This window comes from Nesterenkonia sp. AN1 (assembly GCF_000582475.1).
GTDB classification, from domain to species: Bacteria; Actinomycetota; Actinomycetes; order Actinomycetales; family Micrococcaceae; genus Nesterenkonia; species Nesterenkonia aurantiaca.
In genome coordinates this window covers 26,489-49,037 of sequence record NZ_JEMO01000015.1, presented here as the reverse complement: position 1 = coordinate 49,037, position 22,549 = coordinate 26,489, and the positions used below count along the sequence as shown (strand labels likewise).

20 protein-coding genes are annotated in these 22,549 nt (G+C 67.6%); 12 read left to right on the top strand and 8 right to left on the bottom strand.

The features are described 5' to 3' along the window. Positions 1-19 precede the first annotated feature (19 nt). Entirely contained in the window at positions 20-1,777 is a 1,758-nt protein-coding gene (locus tag BG28_RS08210) for an alpha/beta-hydrolase family protein (RefSeq protein ID WP_051501192.1), read from the bottom strand. Positions 1,778-1,985: 208 nt separating this feature from the next. Here BG28_RS08210 and BG28_RS08205 point away from each other — a divergent pair, with 208 nt between their 5' ends. The 5 genes from BG28_RS08205 to BG28_RS08185 all read left to right on the top strand — a co-directional run bounded on the left by BG28_RS08205 (position 1,986) and on the right by BG28_RS08185 (position 7,997). Further along, positions 1,986-2,411: a PLD nuclease N-terminal domain-containing protein gene (locus tag BG28_RS08205; RefSeq protein ID WP_036475674.1), complete on the top strand. Its 426-nt coding sequence runs from the start codon at positions 1,986-1,988 to the stop codon at positions 2,409-2,411. Beyond that, positions 2,395-3,714, top strand: a complete 1,320-nt coding sequence (locus BG28_RS08200; protein ID WP_051501191.1) for a sensor histidine kinase — start codon at positions 2,395-2,397, stop codon at positions 3,712-3,714. Before BG28_RS08205 ends, BG28_RS08200 begins: the two co-directional genes overlap by 17 nt. Positions 3,715-3,833: 119 nt before the next feature. Next, positions 3,834-4,490, top strand: a complete 657-nt coding sequence (locus tag BG28_RS08195) for a response regulator transcription factor (RefSeq protein WP_036475837.1) — start codon at positions 3,834-3,836, stop codon at positions 4,488-4,490. Between the two features lie 112 nt (positions 4,491-4,602). After that, positions 4,603-5,352 (top strand): ABC transporter ATP-binding protein, encoded by a 750-nt coding sequence (locus BG28_RS08190; protein WP_036475673.1) that lies wholly within the window; start codon positions 4,603-4,605, stop codon positions 5,350-5,352. After that, complete coding sequence (locus BG28_RS08185; RefSeq protein WP_036475672.1) at positions 5,349-7,997, top strand: FtsX-like permease family protein; 2,649 nt, start codon at positions 5,349-5,351, stop codon at positions 7,995-7,997. The genes BG28_RS08190 and BG28_RS08185 overlap by 4 nt, the downstream gene beginning before the upstream one ends. Before the next feature lie 232 nt (positions 7,998-8,229). Here BG28_RS08185 and BG28_RS15650 read toward each other — a convergent pair whose 3' ends face one another. The 5 genes from BG28_RS15650 to ectA form a co-directional block, all read right to left on the bottom strand. After that, complete coding sequence (locus BG28_RS15650; RefSeq protein WP_161634819.1) at positions 8,230-8,400, bottom strand: hypothetical protein; 171 nt, start codon at positions 8,398-8,400, stop codon at positions 8,230-8,232. Between the two features lie 108 nt (positions 8,401-8,508). Continuing rightward, positions 8,509-9,657: an ABC transporter ATP-binding protein gene (locus BG28_RS08180; protein WP_036475671.1), complete on the bottom strand. Its 1,149-nt coding sequence runs from the start codon at positions 9,655-9,657 to the stop codon at positions 8,509-8,511. A gap of 333 nt (positions 9,658-9,990) precedes the next feature. Beyond that, positions 9,991-10,389 carry an ectoine synthase gene (locus BG28_RS08175; protein ID WP_036475670.1) on the bottom strand — a complete coding sequence of 133 codons (399 nt, stop codon included), beginning with the start codon at positions 10,387-10,389 and terminating at the stop codon, positions 9,991-9,993. Positions 10,390-10,434: 45 nt separating this feature from the next. Next, positions 10,435-11,721 (bottom strand): diaminobutyrate--2-oxoglutarate transaminase, encoded by a 1,287-nt coding sequence (gene ectB, locus BG28_RS08170; protein ID WP_036475834.1) that lies wholly within the window; start codon positions 11,719-11,721, stop codon positions 10,435-10,437. Positions 11,722-11,844: 123 nt separating this feature from the next. After that, entirely contained in the window at positions 11,845-12,390 is a 546-nt protein-coding gene (ectA, locus tag BG28_RS08165; RefSeq protein ID WP_036475669.1) for a diaminobutyrate acetyltransferase, read from the bottom strand. A gap of 287 nt (positions 12,391-12,677) precedes the next feature. Here ectA and BG28_RS08160 point away from each other — a divergent pair, with 287 nt between their 5' ends. Continuing rightward, the gene (locus tag BG28_RS08160) at positions 12,678-14,075 is read left to right on the top strand and encodes a uracil-xanthine permease family protein (protein WP_084479575.1); all 1,398 of its coding nucleotides are present in this window, start codon (positions 12,678-12,680) and stop codon (positions 14,073-14,075) included. Between the two features lie 118 nt (positions 14,076-14,193). Beyond that, complete coding sequence (locus tag BG28_RS08155; protein ID WP_036475668.1) at positions 14,194-14,394, top strand: CsbD family protein; 201 nt, start codon at positions 14,194-14,196, stop codon at positions 14,392-14,394. A gap of 129 nt (positions 14,395-14,523) precedes the next feature. Here BG28_RS08155 and BG28_RS08150 read toward each other — a convergent pair whose 3' ends face one another. Continuing rightward, positions 14,524-16,050, bottom strand: coding sequence for an amidase (locus BG28_RS08150; protein ID WP_051501190.1), 1,527 nt, complete (start codon positions 16,048-16,050; stop codon positions 14,524-14,526). A gap of 87 nt (positions 16,051-16,137) precedes the next feature. Between BG28_RS08150 and BG28_RS08145 the strand changes: the two genes are divergently transcribed. The 3 genes from BG28_RS08145 to BG28_RS08135 all read left to right on the top strand — a co-directional run bounded on the left by BG28_RS08145 (position 16,138) and on the right by BG28_RS08135 (position 19,097). Next, a complete protein-coding gene (locus BG28_RS08145; protein WP_036475667.1) occupies positions 16,138-16,467 on the top strand; it encodes a rhodanese-like domain-containing protein in 330 nt (109 codons plus the stop codon). Continuing rightward, positions 16,464-17,438 carry a prephenate dehydratase gene (gene pheA, locus BG28_RS08140; RefSeq protein ID WP_051501189.1) on the top strand — a complete coding sequence of 325 codons (975 nt, stop codon included), beginning with the start codon at positions 16,464-16,466 and terminating at the stop codon, positions 17,436-17,438. Before BG28_RS08145 ends, pheA begins: the two co-directional genes overlap by 4 nt. A gap of 225 nt (positions 17,439-17,663) precedes the next feature. After that, positions 17,664-19,097 carry an endo-1,4-beta-xylanase gene (locus tag BG28_RS08135; RefSeq protein ID WP_036475666.1) on the top strand — a complete coding sequence of 478 codons (1,434 nt, stop codon included), beginning with the start codon at positions 17,664-17,666 and terminating at the stop codon, positions 19,095-19,097. 51 nt (positions 19,098-19,148) lie between these two features. On the opposite strand, the gene BG28_RS08130 is transcribed toward BG28_RS08135, so the two are convergent. Further along, positions 19,149-20,354 (bottom strand): diacylglycerol kinase family protein, encoded by a 1,206-nt coding sequence (locus tag BG28_RS08130; RefSeq protein WP_161634818.1) that lies wholly within the window; start codon positions 20,352-20,354, stop codon positions 19,149-19,151. A 126-nt stretch (positions 20,355-20,480) separates the two neighbouring features. On the opposite strand from BG28_RS08130, the gene serS reads away from it, so the two are divergent. Both serS and BG28_RS08120 read left to right on the top strand, forming a co-directional pair. Next, the gene (gene serS, locus BG28_RS08125; protein WP_036475665.1) at positions 20,481-21,770 is read left to right on the top strand and encodes a serine--tRNA ligase; all 1,290 of its coding nucleotides are present in this window, start codon (positions 20,481-20,483) and stop codon (positions 21,768-21,770) included. Positions 21,771-21,885: 115 nt separating this feature from the next. Continuing rightward, a complete protein-coding gene (locus BG28_RS08120; RefSeq protein WP_036475664.1) occupies positions 21,886-22,404 on the top strand; it encodes a Dps family protein in 519 nt (172 codons plus the stop codon). Positions 22,405-22,549 lie beyond the last annotated feature (145 nt).

Here is a 22,549-nt window from a genome sequence, read left to right as displayed (position 1 = left end):
GCGCAGGTCGGTGCAAGCCTCACTCCCAGGTCGGGTCGTGGGTGTCGATGCCTTCGATGACGGATTGGATCTCATCCAGCTGCGCCTGGCTGCGCTCATGGCCCGGAAGCACCTGCGCCCAGCCGTCCACCGCGACGTCGCCGAAGTTGTGACCGTGGCTGGGCGGCACCGCCTCGCTGACCAGCATGTCCGCCACCAGGTGCAGGAACGTGACACCGGGGATCCAGCGCATCGAATCGCTGACATCGGCGCCGCGTCCACCGGAGTCCGCTGGCCCGCTCAGCCATTCGGGGGAGCGATAGATCACCGCTGGATCCAGCCAGGTGATCGGGTCGGTGGCGTGCTGGAGATAACCAAGGCGAGGCTCTCGCCATGAACCCTCCGGCGCGGCGAAGTCACCGGGCTTGGACTGCCAGCGCACCCGCTCTCCGTCCCGATAGATCGGCTGCCAGACGGGACTCCCGGGATCCCGGTTCGCCTGCAGGGTGCGCCACGGCTCGGAGGTCGCCGGCGGACCGGTGAACAGCGCCGCGTCGGTGCGCGCCAGCAGGTCCTCCAGACTCTCGAAGCTGCCAGACATGCCCAGGGCGCCCAGACTCAGCCCGTAGACCACCAGCCGGGGCCGCTCCGCCTCGGGCAGCGCCTGCCACCGCGCGTGGACCGCGTCGAACAGCGCCTGGCTCGAATTCCGGGGAAGTTCGGGGTCGAACAGGAACGAGACCCAGCTGGGCTGCACCGAGTACTGCATCGACGCGGCGGCGGTGTCCCCGGCATAGAGGTACTCCAGAGCCGCGATCGCCTGCGGCTCGAGCCAGCCGGAACCGGTGGGCGTGGCGACGAGCAGCACCTCACGGTCGAACCCGCCGTGGCGCTCGAGCTCCTCGACGACCAGCTCCGCCCGGGCCTGCATGTCTGCTCCCTGCGACAGTCCGGCGTAGGCCCGGACCGGTTCCTCTGCCGAAGTGCCGGTGACCTGCGCGATATGCGCCGCGCTGGGACCGCCACCGGTGAAGGCTCGGCCCTGTCGGCCCAGCCCGTCCCAGTCCGCGGCCGATCCAGGTCCGCCGGAGCGGCCGGGCAGCACCGGGGGCGAGCTGCCCTCAAGCGTGCCGGCATCGCGGTCCTGATAGATCCGCCCGACGACGCCGAGCCCACCGCCGATCAGGCCCAGGACCAGGGCGAGCACCGCGGCGACGGCCGTGGTCCGCGAGGCCCAGCGGGTCCGTCGCGCGGAACCCCCTCGGCGTGCCACCCAGCGTCCCACCGCGTCGCGCAGCGCGGTGATCGCCTTGGCGATCCCGAAGACCAGGAGCATCGTCGTGGCCATGCTCACCAGGAACGCGGCGTGCCCGGGGCCGTCGACCGGTTCCATCTCCACCAGTTCGCGGACCTCGTTCTGCCACGAGACCACCAGCGCCCCGTAGCCGATCACGTAGATGAACAGCCCCACGCCGATGGCAGCGGCGAGGCCCCCCGCGCGAAGCGGTGAGCGCCCTTCCCGCCCGCCGCGAGTGGAGTCGGCAGGAGCGTCCGGGCCTGCCATCGACCTGGGCCATCTGCCGGAGAGACGCCGAGCCAGAGCCCGGACCGCGGCGCGCACCGCGAACCCGAGCTGGAAGCCGACCATGAACCACAGCCCGGCCATGACGCCCTGGAAGACCGTCGGGCGGGGCACCAGCGATGGAGTCAGCGCGAGGGAGGCCAGTGCCAGGGCGCAGATCAGGTGGATCAGGTGTGCTCGCAGGAAGGCGGCACCGCGTGCAGAGAGCTTCGCCATGCCGTCCACCTCTCGGTTCCCGATCCACCACGGCGCGGCCCTGGACCGGGCTGTGCCGGCCCACCACGTCGATCCGTGAGCGAAGTCTAAGCGTGCCAGGGTCCATTGCGGCAGAGCCGGGTCTGACCTGGCGAGGCATTGCCTCACCGGCGCTGATCTGGTCCCGCAGGAGGAGGCCCTGCCCAGGCGCGGCTTCTAGACTGAGACTGTGAATCCCTTCAACTCCGCGGTCGCGCTACGCCTCCTGACCGAGAGCAACCCCGTCTGGGCCTGGGCGATTGCGGTCACCGCAGTAGGGCTGCTGGTGGCGGCACTGATGGTGCTGGTCCAGGACTCGGGCAAGACCGGCAGACGCACCACGATCTGGGGCGCGGTGATCTTCCTGCTGCCGATCATCGGGCCTGCGATCTACCTGGTCTCGGAGACCGTGCGCTACCGCCGCGAACATGGCCGCCCGGAGAAGGGCATGGTGGAGAAGTACGCGCCCGAGGAGGTGGCGCAGCGCCGTGAGGAGGCCCGGCGAGCAGCCGGGCAGGAAGCAGCCCGGCAGGAAGAAACCGGGCGGGAAGAAGCCGGGCAGGAAGAAGCCGGGCCGGCGGAACGGGGCAGAGGCCGCGATGCCGCCGCTGACTGATCCCCAGGGGGCCAGGACCCGCACCCGGCAGCGGTTGATCGATGCCCTGGTCAAGGTCCTGCCGCTGCTGGTGCTGATGCTGTTCTCGCACTCCGGCGGCAGGCGCTCCTTCAGCGAGATCGGGATCGAGGTCCCCTGGTATGCGGGGATCATCGTCGAGACCCTGTGCATCCTGCCGCTCGCCTTCTCACGCACCAACCCGGGAGCGGCCGCCGGGTTCATGGCGGTCTTCTGCGCCGGGCAGCTGGTGATCGGCGCGGCGCCGGGAGTCTCCGCACTCGCCGTGCCGCTGGCGGTCTATGTGTGCGCGAAATACGGCACACCGCGCGTCTCATGGAGCTATCTCGCCGTGGCGCTGCTCGGGGCCGCGGCGCTGGGCGCCTATTTCGTGTACCTGGACCTGTACTACATGCAGCAGTACGACTATGGCGGCGAGTGGACAGACTCGCTGGGCGGAGCCGGACTCACCGGCGGCTTCGCCGGCGCCATCGCTCTGGTCTTCTGGCTCGCCGGGCACCTGGCCGGCCGTCGTCGTCGAGAGCTCGAGGCCATCTCGGAGCGCAACCAGCTGCTCATCCGTGAGCGGGACCAGGAGGCGCGGCTGGCCGTCGACGCCGAGCGGATGCGCATCGCCCGGGAGCTCCACGATGTGGTCTCGCATTCGATGTCGGTGATGATCGCCCAGGCAGACGGCGGAAGGTACGTGCTGCAGCAGCACCCGGACCGCGCCGAGGCCGCCTTCGCAACGATCAGCGATACCGGACGCGAGGCGCTGACCGAGATGCGCCGGATGCTCGGAGTGCTGCGCGAGGAGGAGGGTGCCCTCCAGAAGCGCCCCGCGCCGGGAGTCGACGACCTGCCCCAGCTCATCGACGATGTCACCGCCTCGGGCCTCCCGGTCCGACTGCACATGCTCAGCGAGTCCATCCCCCGGCTGCCCGAGGGTGTGGGCCTCGCGGCCTACCGGATCGTCCAGGAGGCGCTGACCAACACGCTCAAGCACGCTGGCCCGCAGGCCCAGGCCGAGGTCTGGGTCGCCACGGCGGCGGAGTCCGAGCCGGCACTGATGCTGGAGATCCGGGATTCCGGCCTGGGTGAGGCGACGGCGGACGACGGCGCCGGCTCCGGACTGCTCGGCATGGCCGAACGGGCCCGGCTCTATGGCGGCACTGTGACGACCCGGGCGCACGCGGGCGGCTTCGACGTGCTGGCCCGCTTCCCGCTGCGCACTGCGGCAGCCGCATCGCCTGGAGGGTCCGCCGCTGAGGCGAATCCTTCGAACCATGGCCGGGAGAACCCATGATCACCGCTCAGAATGCCTCCTCGAACCCCGAGGAGAACCCCTCCTCGAACCCTAAGCAGGACCCAGGGCAGAACACCGGATGGGGCGCCGCAGCGGAGACCGGACCGGCGAAGATCCGGATCCTGCTCGCCGATGATCAGGCGCTGCTGCGCGCCGGGTTCGCGATGGTGATCGACTCGCAGCCGGACCTGCAGGTGGTGGAACAGGCCGGCAACGGCCAGGACGCGCTCACCGCAGCCGGCGTGCACCTTCCCGATGTCGTGCTCATGGACATCCGGATGCCGATCATGGACGGACTCGAGGCCACCCGGAGGATCACCGAGGATGCTGCACTGTCGAAGACCCGGGTGATTGTGCTGACCACCTTCGACACCGACGAATACGCCCTGGAGGCGCTGCGCGCGGGGGCCTCCGGCTTCCTGCTCAAGGACGTGAAGCCCGAGGCGCTGCTGGACTCCATCCGCACGGTCACCACCGGCGGAGCGGTGATCGCCCCGACCACCACCCGCAGGCTGCTGGACTCCACTCTGCGCGAGGGTGGCCGACGGCGCAGCCCCGATGCCGGGCAGCAGCAGCGGCTGGATCGGCTGACCAATCGGGAGCGTGAGATCCTGCTGGAGCTCGCCACAGGAGATTCCAACACCGAGATCGCCGCCCGGCTGTTCGTCTCCGAGGCCACCGTGAAGACCCATGTGGGGCAGGTGCTCGCGAAGCTGGAGGTGCGCGACCGGGTCCAGGCCGTGGTCTTCGCCTACGAGACCGGGCTGGTGGCCTGAACCGGCACAGCCGCCGAACTCCCGCACCGCCGCAGCTCATCCTGCAGGATGAGGTCCGGACCGGCCTGTGGTCCGATGTGGGAGCACCCTGCCCGTTCGTAGTGTGAAGTCCATGCTCACCACACTGACTCCCGCGCTGCGCGCCAGGGCGCTGAACAAGACCTACGGCGCCGAGGACGCGGCGGTCCACCCGCTGCGCGACCTCTCGATCGAGTTCCCCGCCGCGAGGTTCACCGCGGTGATGGGGCCCTCCGGCTCCGGGAAATCCACGCTGCTCCATGTGCTCGCCGGACTGGACACCGCCGACGACGGCGAGGTGATCCTGTCCTCGGAGCGCGGCGAGACCACATTGACCGGGCTCAACGAGAAGCAGCTCACCCGGGTCCGCCGCGAGAGTATCGGGTTCATCTTTCAGTCCTACAACCTGGTCCCGGCGATGACCGCCGAGGAGAACATCCTGCTCCCGACCAACCTGGGCGGCGGATCCGTGGACCGTACCTTCTACGAGCAGGTCATCGACCGGCTCGGGCTCGCCGACCGGTTGAAGCACCGTCCCTTCGAGCTCTCCGGTGGTCAGCAGCAGCGCGTGGCGGTGGCCAGGGCACTGGTGGGTCGGCCCGCAGTGATCTTCGCCGACGAGCCCACCGGCAACCTGGACCAGACCACCGGCGCCGAGGTGCTTGGCCTGCTGCGCACCGCGGTGGACGAATTCGCCCAGACCGTCATCATGGTCACCCACGACGCCAATGCCGCCGCCCAGGCCGACCGCACCGTGCTGCTGGCCGACGGGCGAGTGGCCGGGACACTCGAGAGTCCGACCGCGGCACAGCTCGCGGCCGCGCTGATCGAGGCCGGCCGATGAGCCGCAACCCGGTGCTGCGGGTCAACCTGCGTTCGGCGGGCAGGAAGCTCCTCGCCGCCGGCGCCGCCGTCGCCATCTCCGTGGCGTTCATCGTGGCAGGAATCCTGATGCTGGACTCCTTCACCCGCGGCCTCACCCAGCAGATCGAGGCCGAGGCCGCCGGCAGCGACCTGATCATCGAGACCCACTGGGTCTCCGGCTGGGACGAGGAGACCCAGGAGCCGCTGCGCGAGGACGTGGCGCTCGCCGAAGCGATCCAGGAGCTTGACGGCGTGGCCGTGGCCGACGCCATCGGATCCGGCTACCTCAGCGAGCTGGCCGAGGACGGGAGCTCCACGATCGGCTTCCAGGTGGGCGAACAGTCGGCGACCCGGGCCGGTGAGATCGCTCAGGGGCGTGAGGCTCAGGCCGCGGACGAGGTCGTGATCAGCTCGGCGGCCGTCGAGGGCCGAGGTCTCGAGCTCGGCGTCACCTTGACCGCCCAGGAGTTCGTCTACGCCGAGGGCGCGGAGGAGGGCGCCCCGGAGGATGCGGAGCCCACCGTGGTGGAGCAGGACTACACCGTCGTAGGCGTGCTGGACACCCAGGGTGCACCACGCGGCTACCTCACCGGCGCAGGGATGGAGCGGATGCCCGCCAGCCCCTCGCCCGAAGAGATCCGGGTGCAGCTCGCTGCCGAGGGGGAGGCCACTGCGGTGCAGTCTCAGATCCAGGAGCTGATCACCGGACAGGCCGCGGATCTGGATGAGGATCGGGCCGCCAGCCTCACCGCGCTGCAGGTGCAGACCACCGAGGAGATCGTCGATGCCCGCATGGCCCAGCAGTCGGGAAGCGCGAACGGGCTGGCCTACCTGGCCATCGGCTTCGGCAGCATCTCGGTCTTCGTCTCCGGGCTGGTCATCTCCAACACGTTCCAGGTGCTCGTCGCCTCGCGAGCGCGCACCCTGGCGCTGCTGCGCGCCATCGGTGCCACCTCTGTGCAGCTCAAGCGCGCGACCCTGCTCGAAGGCGGCCTGCTGGGGCTGATCGGCGGCGCGGCCGGCGTCGTGCTGGGCGCCGGCGCGGCGCTGGGCTTCTCGGCCATCGCCCGAGCAACCTTCGCCCCGGACCTCCCGCTGGCCACACCGACGGTGCTCGCCGTCGCGGTGGGGCTCGGGCTGGGTCTCGCGGTCACGGTGCTCTCCGCCCTGGTCCCGGCGATCAAGGCTGGACGCGTCTCACCGATGGCCGCGCTGCGCCCGGTCGGGCTGACCCCGGCAGCGGGGCGGCCGTCGAGGGCGCGCATCGTCATCGGACTGGTCCTGACGCTGGGCGGGTTCGCCGCGGTGCTGACCGCCGCGCTGCTCGCCGCAGGGGAGAACGTTCCACTGGGCCTGCCGGCGCCGCTGGTCGGGGTGGCCGGCGCCATGCTCGGCTTCTGCGGAGTCCTCGTGCTGGCCCGCCTGGTGGTGCCGCCACTGGTGGCGCATGGTGGCGCACTCCTGAGCAGGCTGCCCGGTCTGCGGGTCAACGCCCGGCTCGCCGGACGCAACGCCCAGCAGGTGCCGGGACGCACGACGGCGACCGCCTCGGCCCTGCTGGTCGGGGTCACCCTGGTGGGCACCATGATGGTGGGGGCCTCCACGGCGCAGACGGTGCTCTATGACGAGCTGGCCGAGCGCTACCCGGTGGAGGCTTCGGCGTATGCCGTGGGTGAGGAGCTGGAGGCAGACCTCGCCGAGAGCGACCTCGTCGAATCCTTCAGCAGCGCCGCGGGCACTCCCGCCACGGTGGTGGGCGAGCTGGGCAGCACCGAGGGTCGAGTGATCCTTGTCGATGACGAGACCTTCGCAGAGGTGGCCCGCACGGAGGGCCTCGCTCCGGGCTCCGGTGAGGCGGTCCTCGCTCAACAGTTCAACGGTCAGGTCTTCTCCGGTGACGGTGCCGAGGTGGAACTCACGCCGTATGGGACGGCCTCCTCCGGTGCCAAGGACCAGGCGATCACCGTGGAGGCCTCCATCGCCTCATGGCTTCCGGCAGAGACGGTGCTGATCACCGCGGGATCCCTGCCCGGTGACGATCCGGCCCAGGCGGCATCTCCCTGGGCCTTCAGCGATGCGCAGGGCATCACGCTGATCCGTCTCGCCCAGGGCGTCGGCCCCGAGGAGTCCTACGGTCTGGCGGGGCTGCTGGAGGATCACACGGAGGAGTTCAACGACGTCGGGGCACTCATGCGTGCCAGCTACTCACAGACCATCGACATGGTGCTGCTGATCGTGCTGGTCCTGCTGGGAGCCTCAGTGCTGGTGGCCGTGATCGGGGTGAGCAACACGCTCTCGCTCTCGGTGCTCGAGCGTCGCCGTGAGGCAGCCCTGCTCCGGGCCGTCGGCATGAACCGCCGCTCGGTGGGGCAGATGATCACCATCGAGGCGCTGCTGCTGGCTTCAGCGGCGCTGTTGATCGGCACCATCCTCGCGGTGTTCCTCGGCTGGGCCGGTGTCGCCTCCATGGTGGCGCGCGAGGACTGGGCCGTTGCGGTGGAGATTCCGTGGCTGCGGCTGGTGATGCTGTGGGGGATCACGCTGCTCGCCGCCGCGCTCGCGGCGCTGCTCCCGGCTCGGGCGCTGTCGAAGGTGGAACCGGCCGCGGGACTCAGCGAGGACTGAGCTTCGATCCGGTGCACTGCGGCGGCGCTGGGGAGTCGCCGGGCACAGCAAGAGGGCGGGACCCGAATACTCGGATCCCGCCCTCTCAGGTGTTGCTAGATTCAGCGGATCACGTCACCAGGATCACGATGATCACGATGAGGAGGATGGCGGTCAAGCTGATCGGGAGGATACGTCCCATGTTTTTCTGCCTTTCGATAATGATGTGTCTGGTCGATCATAAGGTGTTTCGCTAACGTCTGCTGACGGCCCGGATGATGAAGAAGATTCCCACCACCACTAGGATCGCCAGAACGATGTTGAAGAACAGGTTTAGAACGATGCCAAACAGCCAGAGGGCGATCCGAAGGACCACCAGCACCAGCACGATGGAAATGACAATAGACAGTGCTCTATTGGCCATGAGTCCCACCCTACGGGGTTTTACCTGTGCAGTTGCTGGATGCCAGGGCGTCGACCCCCGGCTCAAGGGCGGTCAATCCTTTTTGACCTGGGGTGATGCTGGGTTCAATCAGTCTTCAGCGTCTGCCAGGGCTTCCACGTCGGAGAGTGATGCGTGGGGTGTGTGGTCAGGGACATAGCCGTTGAGGCGCAGTCCGTTCTCGATATCGAACAGGTGCACATGGTTCGGGTTCGGTTTGATCGTGACCCGCTCGCCGCGCATCGGGGGACGGCGTCCGTCCACCCGGACGATGAAGGGCTGGAAGGTCTTGATGCCGTCGGGAGTGCCAAAGATGAAGGCGTCGGCGCCGAGCTCCTCGACCAGGTCCACGGTCATCTGCAGGCCGGTCCCGTCGGTGCTGAGCTCCATGTCCTCGGGACGCACGCCCAGGGTGACCTGATCGCCGTGAGCCTTGTCCAGGTGGCCGTCGGGGATCGGGATGACGTCCTGGCCCACCACAACGCCCTGGCCCTGGATCTTGACCTGGAACAGGTTCATCGCGGGGGATCCGATGAAGCCGGCCACGAAGACGTTGGCCGGGTTGTCGTAGAGGTTGCGCGGGGAGTCCACCTGCTGCAGCACCCCGTCCTTGAGCACGCACACCCGGTCGCCCATGGTCATGGCCTCGACCTGGTCGTGGGTGACGTAGACGGTGGTGGTCTGCAGCTCGCGGGTCAGTGCGGCGATCTGCGTACGGGTCTGCACGCGCAGCTTGGCGTCGAGGTTGGACAGCGGCTCATCCATCAGGAACACCTTGGGGGAGCGCACGATCGCGCGGCCCATGGCCACGCGCTGACGCTGGCCACCGGAGAGAGCCTTGGGCTTGCGCTCCAGGTAGGGGACCAGGTCCAGGATCTCAGCGGCCTTCATCACCCGATCGGCCCGCTCCTCCTTGGAGACCCCGGCGATCTTCAGCGCGAAGCCCATGTTCTCGGCCACGGACATGTGCGGGTAGAGCGCGTAGTTCTGGAAGACCATCGCGATGTCGCGATCCTTGGGTGAGACGTGTGAGACGTCCTCACCGCCGATCATGATGGCTCCCTCGTTGACCTCTTCGAGGCCGGCGAGCATGCGCAGCGCGGTGGACTTGCCACAGCCGGAGGGTCCCACCAGGACCAGGAACTCGCCGTCGGCGATCTCGAGCTGAAGCTGATTGATGGCCGGTCGCGCGCCCGGAGTATAGATCCGGCTGGCGGAGGCATAGGTCACAGAAGCCATGATGATATGTCCCTTTCACGGGCAGGTACGTGCCCGACGATCCGTAGTGAAGGTGATTGTGGTGACACAAGACTCACGTGTGATGGGTCACATGTCTTGTGCATCACATCACAGCTCCCGGCAGAAGTCCAAAACCGGATCTTCGCCTTCCACCTTCCAACCCTCCAGCCGTCCTGGTCGGCCCGCAGAGCGTCACGGCCTCCCAGGTGGATCACCCCACACACGACGACGGCGCCGGTCCGCCTCATCCACGTCAGTTCTGCGTGGTTCAAGTGGGCCGGCGCCGTCGTGCGCTGCGACTCGGCGCAGCGAAGAGCTCAGCTGTTCAGCAGATCAGGCGTTCTCGTCCTCGAGGATCAGCGGGTAGACGCCGTTCTCGTCGTGGACCTCGCGCCCGGTGACTGGGGGGTTGAAGACGCAGACCACGCGGATCTCCTCCTCCACCTCGACCCGGTGCTTCTCCTGGCCGTCGAGCATGTAGAGGAAGCCATCGGTGATGGTGTACTTCTCTCCGGTCTCCAGGTCGGTCAGCGTGCCCTTGCCGCCCACGCAGTAGACGGCTTCCACGTGATTGGCGTACCAGAACTCATTGGTGGTGCCGGCGTAGAGCGTGGTCTCATGCAGTGAGAAGCCGACCTTCTCCTTGGCCAGCACCATGCGCCGAGAGCGCCAGTTCTCCTGCTGGATGTCGCGGTCGGTGCCGTTGAGGGCGTCGATGTTCAAGGTGTACACGCAGATCTCCGATCAGTGGCGGCTCAGGTTGCGGGGGTGAAGGGTTTACCGGGGTGCTCGCAGGCGGGAGGGCTCTCCGAGGTTGCCGGTGGCCGCGAGGAGTGACTCCTCGATGATGGCCAGGCCCTTCTGCAGATCTTCGGACTCGATGTTCAACGCGGGCATCAGTTTGACGACCTCGTCCTGCGGTCCGGAGGTCTCCACCAGCAGATTACGCTTATACGCCTCGGCTGCGACCTTGCCGGCCGTGTCGGGGTTGGGGAAGTGGATGCCGGTGAGGAATCCGCGGCCCCGGATCGAGGAGCCGGGAACGTGTTCGGCGATCCGCTTCAGTCCCTCGTTGAGCTCGGTGATGCGCTCGGCGAGCTGGTTCTGGAAGCTGTCGTCGGCCCAGAAGAGCTCCAGCGCGCGGGCGGCGGTGATGAAGGCGAGGTTGTTGCCGCGGAAGGTGCCGTTGTGCTCCCCGCCCTCCCAGACGTCGAGCTCGGGCTTGAACAGGGTCAGCGCCATGGCCAGACCGTAGCCGGAGATCGACTTGGACACGCAGACGATGTCCGGGTAGAGGCCAGCCTCCTCGAAGGAGAAGAACTTTCCGGTGCGTCCGCAGCCAGCCTGGACGTCATCGACGATCAGCAGGATCTTGTGCCGGCGCAGCAGGTCGGCCAGCGACTTCAGCCAGTCCATCCGCGCGGCGTTGAGGCCACCCTCGCCCTGGACCGTCTCCACGATCACCGCGGCGGGCTTGTCCACGCCGGAGCCGGAATCCTCAAGGATCTTCTCCAGCCACAGGAAGTCCGGCATGTCGCCGTCGAAGTAATCGTCATAGGGGATCTTCGAGGAGTTCGTCAGCGGGATGCCGGCGCCGCGGCGCTTCATCGAGTTGCCGGTCACCGAGAGTGCACCCAGGGTCATGCCGTGGAAGGCGTTGGTGAAGGACAGGATGTGCTGGCGGCCGGTGACCTTGCGGGCCAGCTTCAGTGCCGCCTCCACCGTGTTGGTGCCTGTCGGGCCGGGGAACATGACCTTGTAGTCCATGTTGCGCGGTTCCAGGATGACCCGCTCGAAGGTCTCCAGGAAGCGCCGCTTGGCCGGGGTCTTCATGTCCATGGAGTGGGTGACGCCGTCGTTGGCGACATAGTCCACCACCAGGTCGCGCAGCTCGGGGTGGTTGTGCCCGTAGTTCAGGGCACCGGCACCGGAGAAGAAGTCCAGGTAGCGGGTGCCGTCCTCGGTCCACTGGTAGGGGCCGGAGGCCTTCGCAAAGGTGGCGGGCCAGTTCATGCAGTAGCTGCGGACCTGGGATTCGCGTGTGTCAAAGATGTCTGTAGCCATGGTGCTCATCTGTCCTTACGTTCCGGGGAAGTCGGGCGGGATAGTCACTCGGAGCGACGGCGTGGCCGCCAGAGGCGGCGCAGCGAAGCGAGCGTGCTCAATCGATGTCTGTCGGTCAGCCGGTCAGTTCAGCGGAGCCACCGTGTAGAGGTCCTCGGCGGCATGGACCTCGCCAGACTCGTCGGCTGAGGGGAAGTCGGCTTCGGTGAAGAGCGCAGCAGTGGTGATCTCGGCTCCCTTGTCTCGTGCCAGGCCGGTGAACAGCGCGATCGAGGCCGCGTTGTCGGAGGTGATGGTCGTCTCCAGTCGGCGCGGGGCGACCGAGTCCACCAGGGTGCCCAGCATCCGGGAGGCCAGTCGGCGGCCGCGGAAGCGGGAGTCGACGGCGACCTGCCAGATGAACAGGGTCTCTGGGTCGCTCGGACGTCGGTATCCGGAGATGAATCCCGCGGGCACTCCGTCGACCTCGGCGATCACCGAGGTCTCGGCGAAGTCCCGCACCCACAGGATGTAGGCGTAGGGGGTGTTCACATCCAGCACGCCGGTTCCGGCGGCGAGCCTCCACAGGGAGGTGCCGTCAGCCACGGTGGGCGTGCGAATTTCAACTCGTTCCGAGCCCGTGGAGGCGTCGGTGGAGTTCTGGGCAGGGGTATCTGCGGTCTCAGGCATCGACCTCCACAGTAGTGAGCCAACATTGAGATTCAACCGAGAACTTCGTGAATACGTGGTGAAATCCCCACCCAGCGGGCTCGGAGAAGTTTAGTCCGGGGGTTATCCGTGCCGTTGCATCCCAGGCGCACCAAGGGCACTGGAACATGGCCGACTTCTTCACGATGAAATACTTCGAATGTAATTATCATGTGATCCAATTTATGAATGTCTAAATACTGGAACGTGATGTGCCCCATGCTCAGGACCTGCGCTGACGGTGCTCAGGTGAAGCTAAGGTGGCTGTGATGACTACGCAGAAGAAGAGCCGCCTGCCAGGTTTCGGCTGGACGCTCCACGGTGACGGCAAGACGGTCCGACCCGGCGCGGTGGTGACCCCCGACGAGCGGCTGGGCTGGCTGCAGACCACCGGCGTGGGCATGCAGCACGTGGTGGCGATGTTCGGGGCCACCTTCCTGGTGCCGCTGATCACCGGATTTCCGCCCTCGACCACGCTGTTCTTCTCCGGCATCGGGACCGTGCTGTTCCTGATCATCACGGCCGGTCGCATTCCCAGCTACCTCGGATCCTCCTTCGCCTTCCTCGCCCCGGTCGGCGCCGCCACGGCGCAGTACGGGATGTCGGGAGCCCTCGGCGGGATCTTCCTGACCGGACTCGGACTGACGGTAGTTGGCCTGATCGTGCACTTCGCCGGGAGCCACTGGATCCAGCGGTTGATGCCTCCGGTGGTCACCGGCGCGATCGTGGCGCTGATTGGGCTGAACCTGGCGCCGGCCGCCTGGAACAACGTCAACGAGGCGCCGGTGACCGCGACGATCACCATCGTGTCGATGCTGCTGGCCGGCGTGCTCTTCCGTGGGCTGCTCGGTCGGCTCTCCATCCTGCTCGGCGTGGTCATCGGCTACCTGGTGGCCGTGTTGCGCGGCGAGGTGGACTTCTCCGGCATCGGCTCCGCCGGTTGGATCGGCCTGCCGGAGTTCACCACTCCGACCTTTCACATCGGCGTGCTGGGCCTCTTCATCCCGGTGGTCCTGGTGCTGGTGGCCGAGAATGTCGGGCACGTGAAGTCTGTGGCGCTGATGACCAAGCGAGACCTCGATCCGGTCACCGGACGCGCCCTGATGGCCGATGGTGCCGCGACCATGCTGGCCGGCACCGGCGGCGGTTCCGGCACCACGACCTACGCCGAGAACATCGGCGTGATGGCCTCCTCCCGGGTCTACTCCACCGCCGCCTACTGGGTGGCTGGTCTCTTCGCGATTGCCCTGGCCCTGTTGCCGAAGGTCGGCGCAGTCATCGCCACCGTGCCGGTCGGGGTGCTCGGCGGGGCCGGCACCGTGCTCTACGGCATGATCGGAGTGCTTGGGGTGCGTATCTGGGTGCAGAACCGGGTGGACTTCGCGAACCCGATCAACCTCGCCGTCGCCGGTGTGCCGCTGATCATCGCGATCGCGAACTTCACCATGGTCTTCGGCGAGATCGTCTTTGAGGGGATCGCGCTGGGCAGCTTCGCCGCCCTGGCCATCCATCACGTGATGAGCGCGATCGCGCGTTGGCGAGGCACCGACGTCGGCTTCGCCACGGAGGACGAGGACGCCCTGGCCACTCCCTTCAACGCCGAGGACCTCGCCGCCCAGGCCGAGCGCCACCCACCCGCCGCCGAGCCGGAGCGGCGCGACGGTTAGATTTCGACGCGGCATCGGTTGGCTGTGAATTCCCTGGAAAGTGTCTAATCGGAGTGACAGTCCTGAGCACGGTCGGTAGCGTGACCAGAGACCTGTCCGCCGACGAAAGGAGTCACCCATGGGACTCGATGACAAGACGAGCAACAAGACCGAAGAAGCTACCGGCTCCGCCAAAGAGGGCTTCGGCAAGCTGACCGGCGATCGGGAGACCGAGGCCGAAGGCAAGGGCCAGAAGAACCAGGCGAAGGCGAAGGATGTCGCTCAGGACGCGAAGGACAGCGTCAAGGGCTTCGCTGAAGGTCTGAAGAAGAACAACTGAATCTGACCTCACCGCCGCGCTCACTGCGGAGTTGAGAGATTCCCAGCGCCGGGTTCGATGCATCGAACCCGGCGCTGTTGTATGCGCTGGCGCCCCTGAGGGCCGGCCCCCGGCGAGGTCCCTGGCCCTTCAGCCTTGCGTCATGGTGCCGGCCAGAGCCAGCAGCTGCTCTTCCGACCCGGTGCGTCCGATCAGCTGAATCGACCAGCTCAGCCCTTCGGTGTCGGTGTGGGTCGGGACGTTGATCGCCGGGAGTCCCATCACGTTGACCACCGAGCTGTACGGGGTGAACCTGCACTGCTCCCGGTAGTTCTCCTCCGGTTCGAGGCTGGCGAACCAGCCGATCTCAGGCGGCGCGTAGGCCAGCATCGGCGTGGCCAGAATGTCCCAAGGGCCCATGAAGGCCTCGGCGTCGGTGGAGAAGTCCTCCAGGGCGGCGATCGATTCCCGGGTCTGCTCCTCCGGGCGATCCTTGGCGAGCTCGATGAAGTAGCGCGTCAGCGGGGCCATCGCCTCCAGCTGTTCGACCGACGGATCCAGCTCGCCCAGCGGCGTGGTCCACAGCGCCTGGAAGTGCCGGTGGTAGCCGTCGGGCCAGAAGGCCTCCGCGCCGGTGCAGTGGCTGCTCCCCTCCACGATGTGTCCGCGCTGTTCCAGTGCTGCCAGACCCTGTTCCAGGGCAAGGACTGCCGATTCGGCGAGGACGATGTCCAGGTCGGGGGAGAACGGCGATTCTGTGGTCACTCCGATGCTCAGCTGGTCCATCCCATGGTTCAGCGCATGGCGCACCCGGCGCAGCGCCGGGCCTGCCGGGAGGCCGTCCGCCTCGGCGGAGGGGCGGAAGCGGTGACCGGCCATCACGTCGAAGAGCAGGGCTGCATCTTCTGCGGTGTGGGCGATCGGTCCGGACACCGCCAGGTTGCGCACGCTGCGGACCTGCTTATCGTCAGGCAGCCGTCCGCGCCCGGGCTTCAGCCCGATCAGGCCGCAGGCGGCTGCGGGAATGCGCACCGAACCGCCGCCGTCGCTGCCGGGCGCCAGTGGGAGCATGCCCGCGGCGACCGCGGCGGCTCCGCCTCCGGTGGATCCGCCCGCAGTACGCTCCGGCGCCAGCGGGTTCCGTGCCGCAGGGGCGAGTTCATTCTCCGAATAGCAGGGCAGCCCGAACTCGGGGACCTGGGTCTTGCCGATGCTGATCGCCCCCGCGGCGTGGACCCGCCGGGGGAGGGGGTCGTCATGGGCGGGGGTCCGTGCGGGAAGGGCCGCTGTGCCACGGGTGGTGGGCATCCCGGCCACGTCGAGAAGATCCTTGAAGGCAGTGGGCATCCCCAAGAGCGGCGCGCGCGCAGCGAGCTCCTCCATGGCGGCGCTCCGAGCCGAACTCGACCGGGAGTCGAGCACGGCGCAGCGGACCTGATCGATCTCGGCGGCACGCAGCAGGGCCGATTCCGGATCCAGGTGGAGGTATGCGCCGAGCTGGTTCTGGGCCGCAGCGGCGGTGATCGCGGTGCGGGTGAGCTCCACGGCGGTGACCTCACCGGCGACGAGGTCCTGGCGCCACGCGAGGGCGCTGGCGGCGCGGAAGTCGGTCAACACAGGCGTGGGGAGCCGAGAGGGTGCTCGGCGGTGTGGGGCGGGATCGGCTGGATGCACCATGGGCTCACTCTATGCGGACGGAACTTGGCAGGCGCTAGTCTTGACAGCGCAGCAGAGAAGATCGTTCCGCACTGAAGGAGGCCGCAGATGGCAGATTTCGAGACCGTCCGCGCCGCAGAGGTTCCCGCCGATGCCGCGCTGCTGGATGTGCGCGAGGACTATGAGTTCGCCGAGGGTCACGCCCCGGGGGCCCTGCACATGCCGGTCGATGAAGTCCCGGCACGGTTCGAGGCGGAACTCGACCCGGATGAGGACTACTACGTCATCTGCCGCACCGGTGGACGTTCGGTGCAGATCACGGCCTGGCTGACCGGTCAGGGTTACTCCGCGGTGTTCGTCGCCGAGGGCATGGGAGGTTGGCTCGAGGCCGGGCGTCCGATGGAGTCCTCCACCGGCGAAGCGCCTCAGGTTCGATGAGCCGCTCTACTGACCCCGCCGCGATCGTCGCCGCGCAGTCCGCGGTCAGCGCGTCGAGGTACTCCTTCCTCGGGCCCGCCGGCACCTTCACCGAGGCCGCCCTGCTGCAGGTGCCCGGTGCGGACCAGGCGGAGCGCGTGTCGGCCGGCTCGGTGCTGACCGCTCTGAACCTGGTCGAATCCGGTGAGGTCGACGCCGCGATGGTGCCGATCGAGAATTCGGTGGAGGGTGGGGTCACGGCGACCCTGGATGCCATATCCGTGGCGCACGAGCTGCATATCCTGCGCGAAGAGCTGGTCGAGATCAGCTTCGTGCTGGCGGCCGCGGCTCCTCTGGCCTTGGAGCAGATCCGCACCGTCTCCACCCATACTCATGGCTGGGCCCAGGTGCGGCGCTGGGCCGACTCTGCGATCCCGGAAGCCGAGTTCGTGCCCGCCTCATCCACCGCCGCTGCGGCCCGTGGGCTGTTGGAAGAGACTCCCGTGGCCGACGCCGCGGTCTGCTCGCCGCTGGTGGCCCAGCAGCTGGGCCTGAGTGTGGTGCAGCGCGGCATCGAAGATGTGACCGGCGCGGTGACCAGGTTCGTGCTGGTCTCCCGGCCCGGTGCCATCCCACCGATGACAGGGGCGGACAAGACGACGATCATGATTCCGCTGCCACAGGACCGGGCGGGAGCCCTGATGGAGCTGCTCGAGCACTTCGCGACCCGGGGTGTGAACCTCTGTCGCATCGAATCCCGACCCACCGGTGACGGTCTGGGGCTCTACTACTTCTCGATCGATATTGAGGGTCATATCGAAGAGGCGCGCGTGGCCGACGCGCTGGCCGGGATCCACCGGATCGCGCCCGGAATTCGATTCCTCGGGTCCTACCCCCGAGCGGATCGCAAGACTCAGCTGCTGACAGCAGAAGTCTCCGACGAAGCCTTCACCGCCGCCGCCGCGTGGATCAGCTCGCTGAGACACGCGTAAGCGAGCCCAGACCCGTGACTGGAAGCTGTGTGAGCCTTGACACAGCTGTGATCTTTTTTTAGTCTTCTCGTGATACAAAATGGTGTCCTGGCTCACATTTCCGATATCTCCTGGTGTAGAAGTCTTGCTCAGTGGGTTCTTGGGACCGAGGCGTCCGGGCCGCCCTCTTGTATCGCGGCACACGCCGCCGTCCATGCAAGTCAATGGCGACAACGAGGAGAATGCATGTTCACCCGATCGAACCGACGAACGTTGGCCGCCGCGGTGGTCTGTGCGGGCGCACTCGCGCTCGGCACGCCCGCCATGGCAGGCGCTGTCCCGGCACACCAGGCCAGCAGCCAGACAGCAGATGAAGGAATCGCCGCCAAGGCCGCGGACAAGCAGGGACAGAAGTCCCAGGGGCGCCCCGATCACGCGGGCCAGCCCGGCAAGCCCGATCATGCGGGTCAGCCCGGACCTCCGGATCACGCCAAGGGCAACGGAAAGGGACCCGGCCACGGCGGGGGAACGGACGCGCCCGGGCAGACCCAGTGTCAGTTCACGCCGGAGGGTGGTGCCGTCGAGGGCGCCTGGGAGCGCGACTCCCTGGCCGGCGTCGCTCCGGAGGATCTGCGGATCGGCAACATCGCGGCTGGCGGCGGACACCACTCCGACGCCGACTACCCCGATCCGTTCCCCTCGGACCCGGAGTACCGGGATCATGTCGCCCAGGAGTATTCGTCGGTGACTCATGAGAACTACCTGAAGTGGGAGTTCGTCCAGCCGGAGCAGGGGGTCTACGACTTCGAGCAGGCCGACGCAGTCGTCGCCTTCGCGGAGGTCAACGGTATGGATCTGCGCGGCCATGCCCTGTCCTGGCACTCGCAGAACCCGGACTGGCTCGAGGAGGGTGACTTCTCCGAGGCTGAGCTGCGCGAGATCCTCGAAGACCATGTCCGCACCGTGGTCTCGCGCTATGCCGGCTGCATCGACCAGTGGGACGTGGCCAATGAGATCTTCCAGGACGACGAGGCCGCCAGCATCCGCGACAGCGAGAACATCTGGATCCGCGAGCTCGGGCCCGAGATCCTTGACGACATCTTCACCTGGGCGCATGAGGAGGATCCTGACGCGCTGCTGTTCTACAACGACTACAACGTGGATGGCCTCAACGCCAAGGCCGATCGGTACTACGACCTGATCAGCGAGCAGCTCGAACGTGGAGTCCCGGTGCACGGTTTCGGCGCCCAGACCCACCTGTCCATGCAGTACGGGTTCGACGACAGCTACCAGGAGAATCTCCAGCGCTTCGACGACCTGGGCATCCACACCGCGGTGACCGAGATCGACGTGCGCGGCGAGGTCGATGAGAACGACATGATGTCGCCGGAGGATCGCGCGGGCGCCGCAGAGCGCTACGCCACGGTGCTGCAGGCCTGCCTGGACGTGAGCCTGTGCAACTCCTTCACCATCTGGGGAACCCTGGATGCGCAGAGCTGGGTGCCCAACACCTTCCCCGGGGAGGGCGACGCGACCCTGCATGAGGGTGACTACGAGCGCAAGCCCACCTACTGCATCCTTCAGCGCACGCTGGTGGAGCATGAAGAAGGTGCGTCCGCCTGGAAGGATGACGCCAGCTTCGAGGAGTGCCGCGGCATCCTTGAAGAAGCAGGCGTCTGATCTGCTCTGGTCAGCGGAGCTGAACGACCATCTGGTGCCCCGGGGAGCTGTTCAGGCTCCCTGGGGCGCCTTGGTGATCCGCCCCTTCGTGAGCTTCGGCTCGTCGCCCTGATCCGGAGCCTCGTCTGACTCGGTGTCTTCGTCCGCGGCCTCCAGCTCCTGGATGCCGCGGACGGAGACGCCGTTGACCACCAGAGCATGTGGGCGGACCCGCGCTGAGACGCTGGTGACCTCACCCACGGCGTCACCGTCGATCTGGAACGGCATCGGCTCGTCCATCGTGACGGTGACGCGCTTGGCCTGCCGCACGGTCATCACCGGAATGTCCGCTGCGAAGCGGGTCACGGTCTTGGCCATGATCCTCGCCCAGTCCCACGCATGGCGCGGAGTGAACAGCACTGCATCCATATGCCCGTCGTCGAACTTGGCCGAAGGCACCAGCAGCATGCCGGCCTGCAGGGAGCCGCAGTTGGCGAGCAGGACCGAGCGCACCCGGTGAGTCTGCGCCTCGCCGTCGTCGACCGAGATGGTGACGCTGGAACGCGAACCCATGATGTGGCGCAGCCCGGCCTCGCCGTAGGCGAGCCAGCCGGCGCGCTGCTTCAACGCCTCGCGGGTGTCACCCATGACCTCGGCATCCAGCCCGCCGCCGGCGATGACCAGCGAGTTCTCCTCCTCGACGCTGCCGTCGGCTCGTTCCAAGCTCAGGTCAAGGGTGTCCACCCGGTGGCTGCGGCCGTGGAGGGCTTCATCCACGCAGGCCGGCAGATCCTGGAACGGCAGCCCGATATTGCGGGCGAAGAGGTTGCCGGTCCCCAGCGGCACGATGCCCAGCGCGGTCTCGGTTCCGGCCAGCTCGGCGGCCACGGCACGCACGGTGCCGTCACCTCCGGCGGCGATGACGGTGACTGCCCCGGCCTTCATGGCTCGCCGGGTCATCTCATGTCCGGGATCCTCTGCGCTTGACGCCATCACCAGCGGGGCGGGCATGCCTGCCCGGGAGCAGGCCGAGTGGATCTGGCGCACCACGTCGTCGGCGGAGTCCTTGATGGTGTTCACGACCACGGCGACCAGTCGCCCCGGGGCCTGGGCCGCCGCGGTGCGCCCCGCGGGGGCGTCCTGAAGCTGCCGAGTGAGTCGGCCCGTGCTGCGGCGCAGCCGGTGGTGGGCGACGCCCAGCCAGACCACGGCGACGAGCAGGATCGCAGCAAGGACGAGCGTGGACCAGAAGAGGGTGCTGAGCGTGGCGGTAGTCATCATCTGCAGTCTACTGCGGTGAGTTCCCGGCGGAGCTGGATCTCAGCCCGGGCCTGCTGAGCTGCCGGTGGGCGTCAGCCCAGCCTCGCGCGCCCACCAGCCTCCGGTGGCGATAAGCTGGGGGACGTGATCGACATCAAGGACCTCATCGAGAATCCCGAGAAGTACCGGGCCAGCCAGCGCGCGCGTCAGGTGCAGGAGTCCGCCGTGGACGCGCTGATCGCCGCGCAGCAGTCTCGAAGCGCCGCCATCACGCGCTTCGAGACCCTGCGCGCGGAGCAGAAGTCCTTCGGCAAGCGGGTCGCACAGGCCGCGGGGGAGCAGAAGCAGCAGCTCCTGGCTGAGGTCAAGGAGCTCTCGAACGAGGTGAAGGCCGCCGAGGCGCAGTCCCAGGAGGCAGAGGAGCAGCTGCGCAGACTCCAGGGCGCCTTCCCGAACCTGATACATCAGGGGGTCCCCGCCGGCGGAGAGGACGACTTCGTGGTGCTGCGCGAGGAGGGCGCGGCCCGCGACTTCGCCGCAGAGGGCTTCACGCCCAAGGATCACCTGGAGCTCGCCGAGTCCTTCGCCGCACTGGACATGGAGCGCGGTGCGAAGGTCTCGGGCTCCCGGTTCTACTTCCTCAAGGGCATCGGCGCACGTCTTGAGCTGGCCATGATGCAGATGGGCATGGATCAGGCGGTCGAGGCCGGCTTCACCCCGATGATCACCCCCACCCTGGTCCGCCCGGAGACCATGGCAGGCACCGGGTTCGACGTGGAGCACGACGACGAGATCTACCGGCTCGAGCGCGATGACCTCTATCTCGTGGGCACCTCCGAGGTGGCCATCGCCGGATATCACTCCGAGGAGATCCTCGACCTCGACAAGGGGCCGGAGCGGATCGCCGGCTGGTCCACGTGTTACCGCCGCGAAGCCGGCTCCCACGGACGCGACACCCGTGGAATTTTGCGCGTGCATCAGTTCAACAAGCTGGAGATGTTCATCTTCTGCACCGCCGAGGAGTCCGCCGCGGAGCATGCAAAGCTCCTGGCCTGGGAAGAGCAGATGCTTCAGAAGATGGAGCTGCCCTACCGGGTGGTCGACATCGCCGCTGGTGACCTCGGCCTCTCGGCCGCGCGCAAATTCGACTGCGAGGCATGGGTGCCCTCGCAGCAGACCTACCGTGAGCTGACGTCGACCTCCGACTGCACCACCTTTCAGGCGCGCCGGCTCAACATCCGCGAGCGCACGCTCAAGGAAGACGGATCCAAGGGGCCCACCAGGCCGCTGGCCACGCTGAATGGAACCCTGGCGACCACGCGCTGGCTGGTGGCCATCCTGGAGAACCACCAGCAGGCCGACGGCACGGTCCGGGTTCCCGAGGCGCTGCGCCGCTACCTCGGCGGCCTGGAGGTCATCGAGCCGGTGGCGTGAGCGAACTCAACTGAGGATAGGCTCATCTGCCTAGCCAGCGCTTTTCTGAATCATTAGTATCAAGAGGGTCGGCGCCGAACAGCGCCAATTGCCTCAACAGCACAAGGAGTGTCACATGACTCAGAAGTACTCCGACTACACCGCTCCAGGTCTCGCGCAGGAGAACGGCCACGAGATCGCCGGCCTGCTGCAGAGCCGCCTGTACGCCCTGAATGATCTCCACCTCGTGCTCAAGCACGTGCACTGGAACGTCGTGGGCCCGAACTTCATCGCGATCCACGAGATGCTCGACCCGCAGACCGAGGTCGTCCGCGGCTTCGCGGACGAGGTCGCAGAGCGCATCGCGACCCTCGGCGGATCTCCCTCGGGCCTCAGCGGCGAGCTGGTCTCCAAGCGTCACTGGGAGGACTACCCGCTGTTCAAGGCCGACGGAGCTAGCCACCTGGCCGAGCTCGAGAAGGTCTACGACGGCGTCATCGGCGACGGCGTCATCGGCGATCACCGCGATGTGCTCAACAAGGTCGGCGAGCTCGACCCGATCACTGAAGACCTGCTCGTCGGGCAGGTCAGGGAGCTTGAGCTCTTCCAGTGGTTCATCCGCTCGCACCTGGACAAGGCAGGCACCGCCTCCTGATCGACTAGATCCTGAGCCGGCTCGAAGAGCCCCCCGTCCGCACCTCATCGGTGCCGACGGGGGGCTCTTTCGCGTTTGCCTGCCGATCGAGACCTGACTTGGTGCAGCTGCGGGGCCTGGCCGCCTGCGCGGGCAGCGCGGGTGG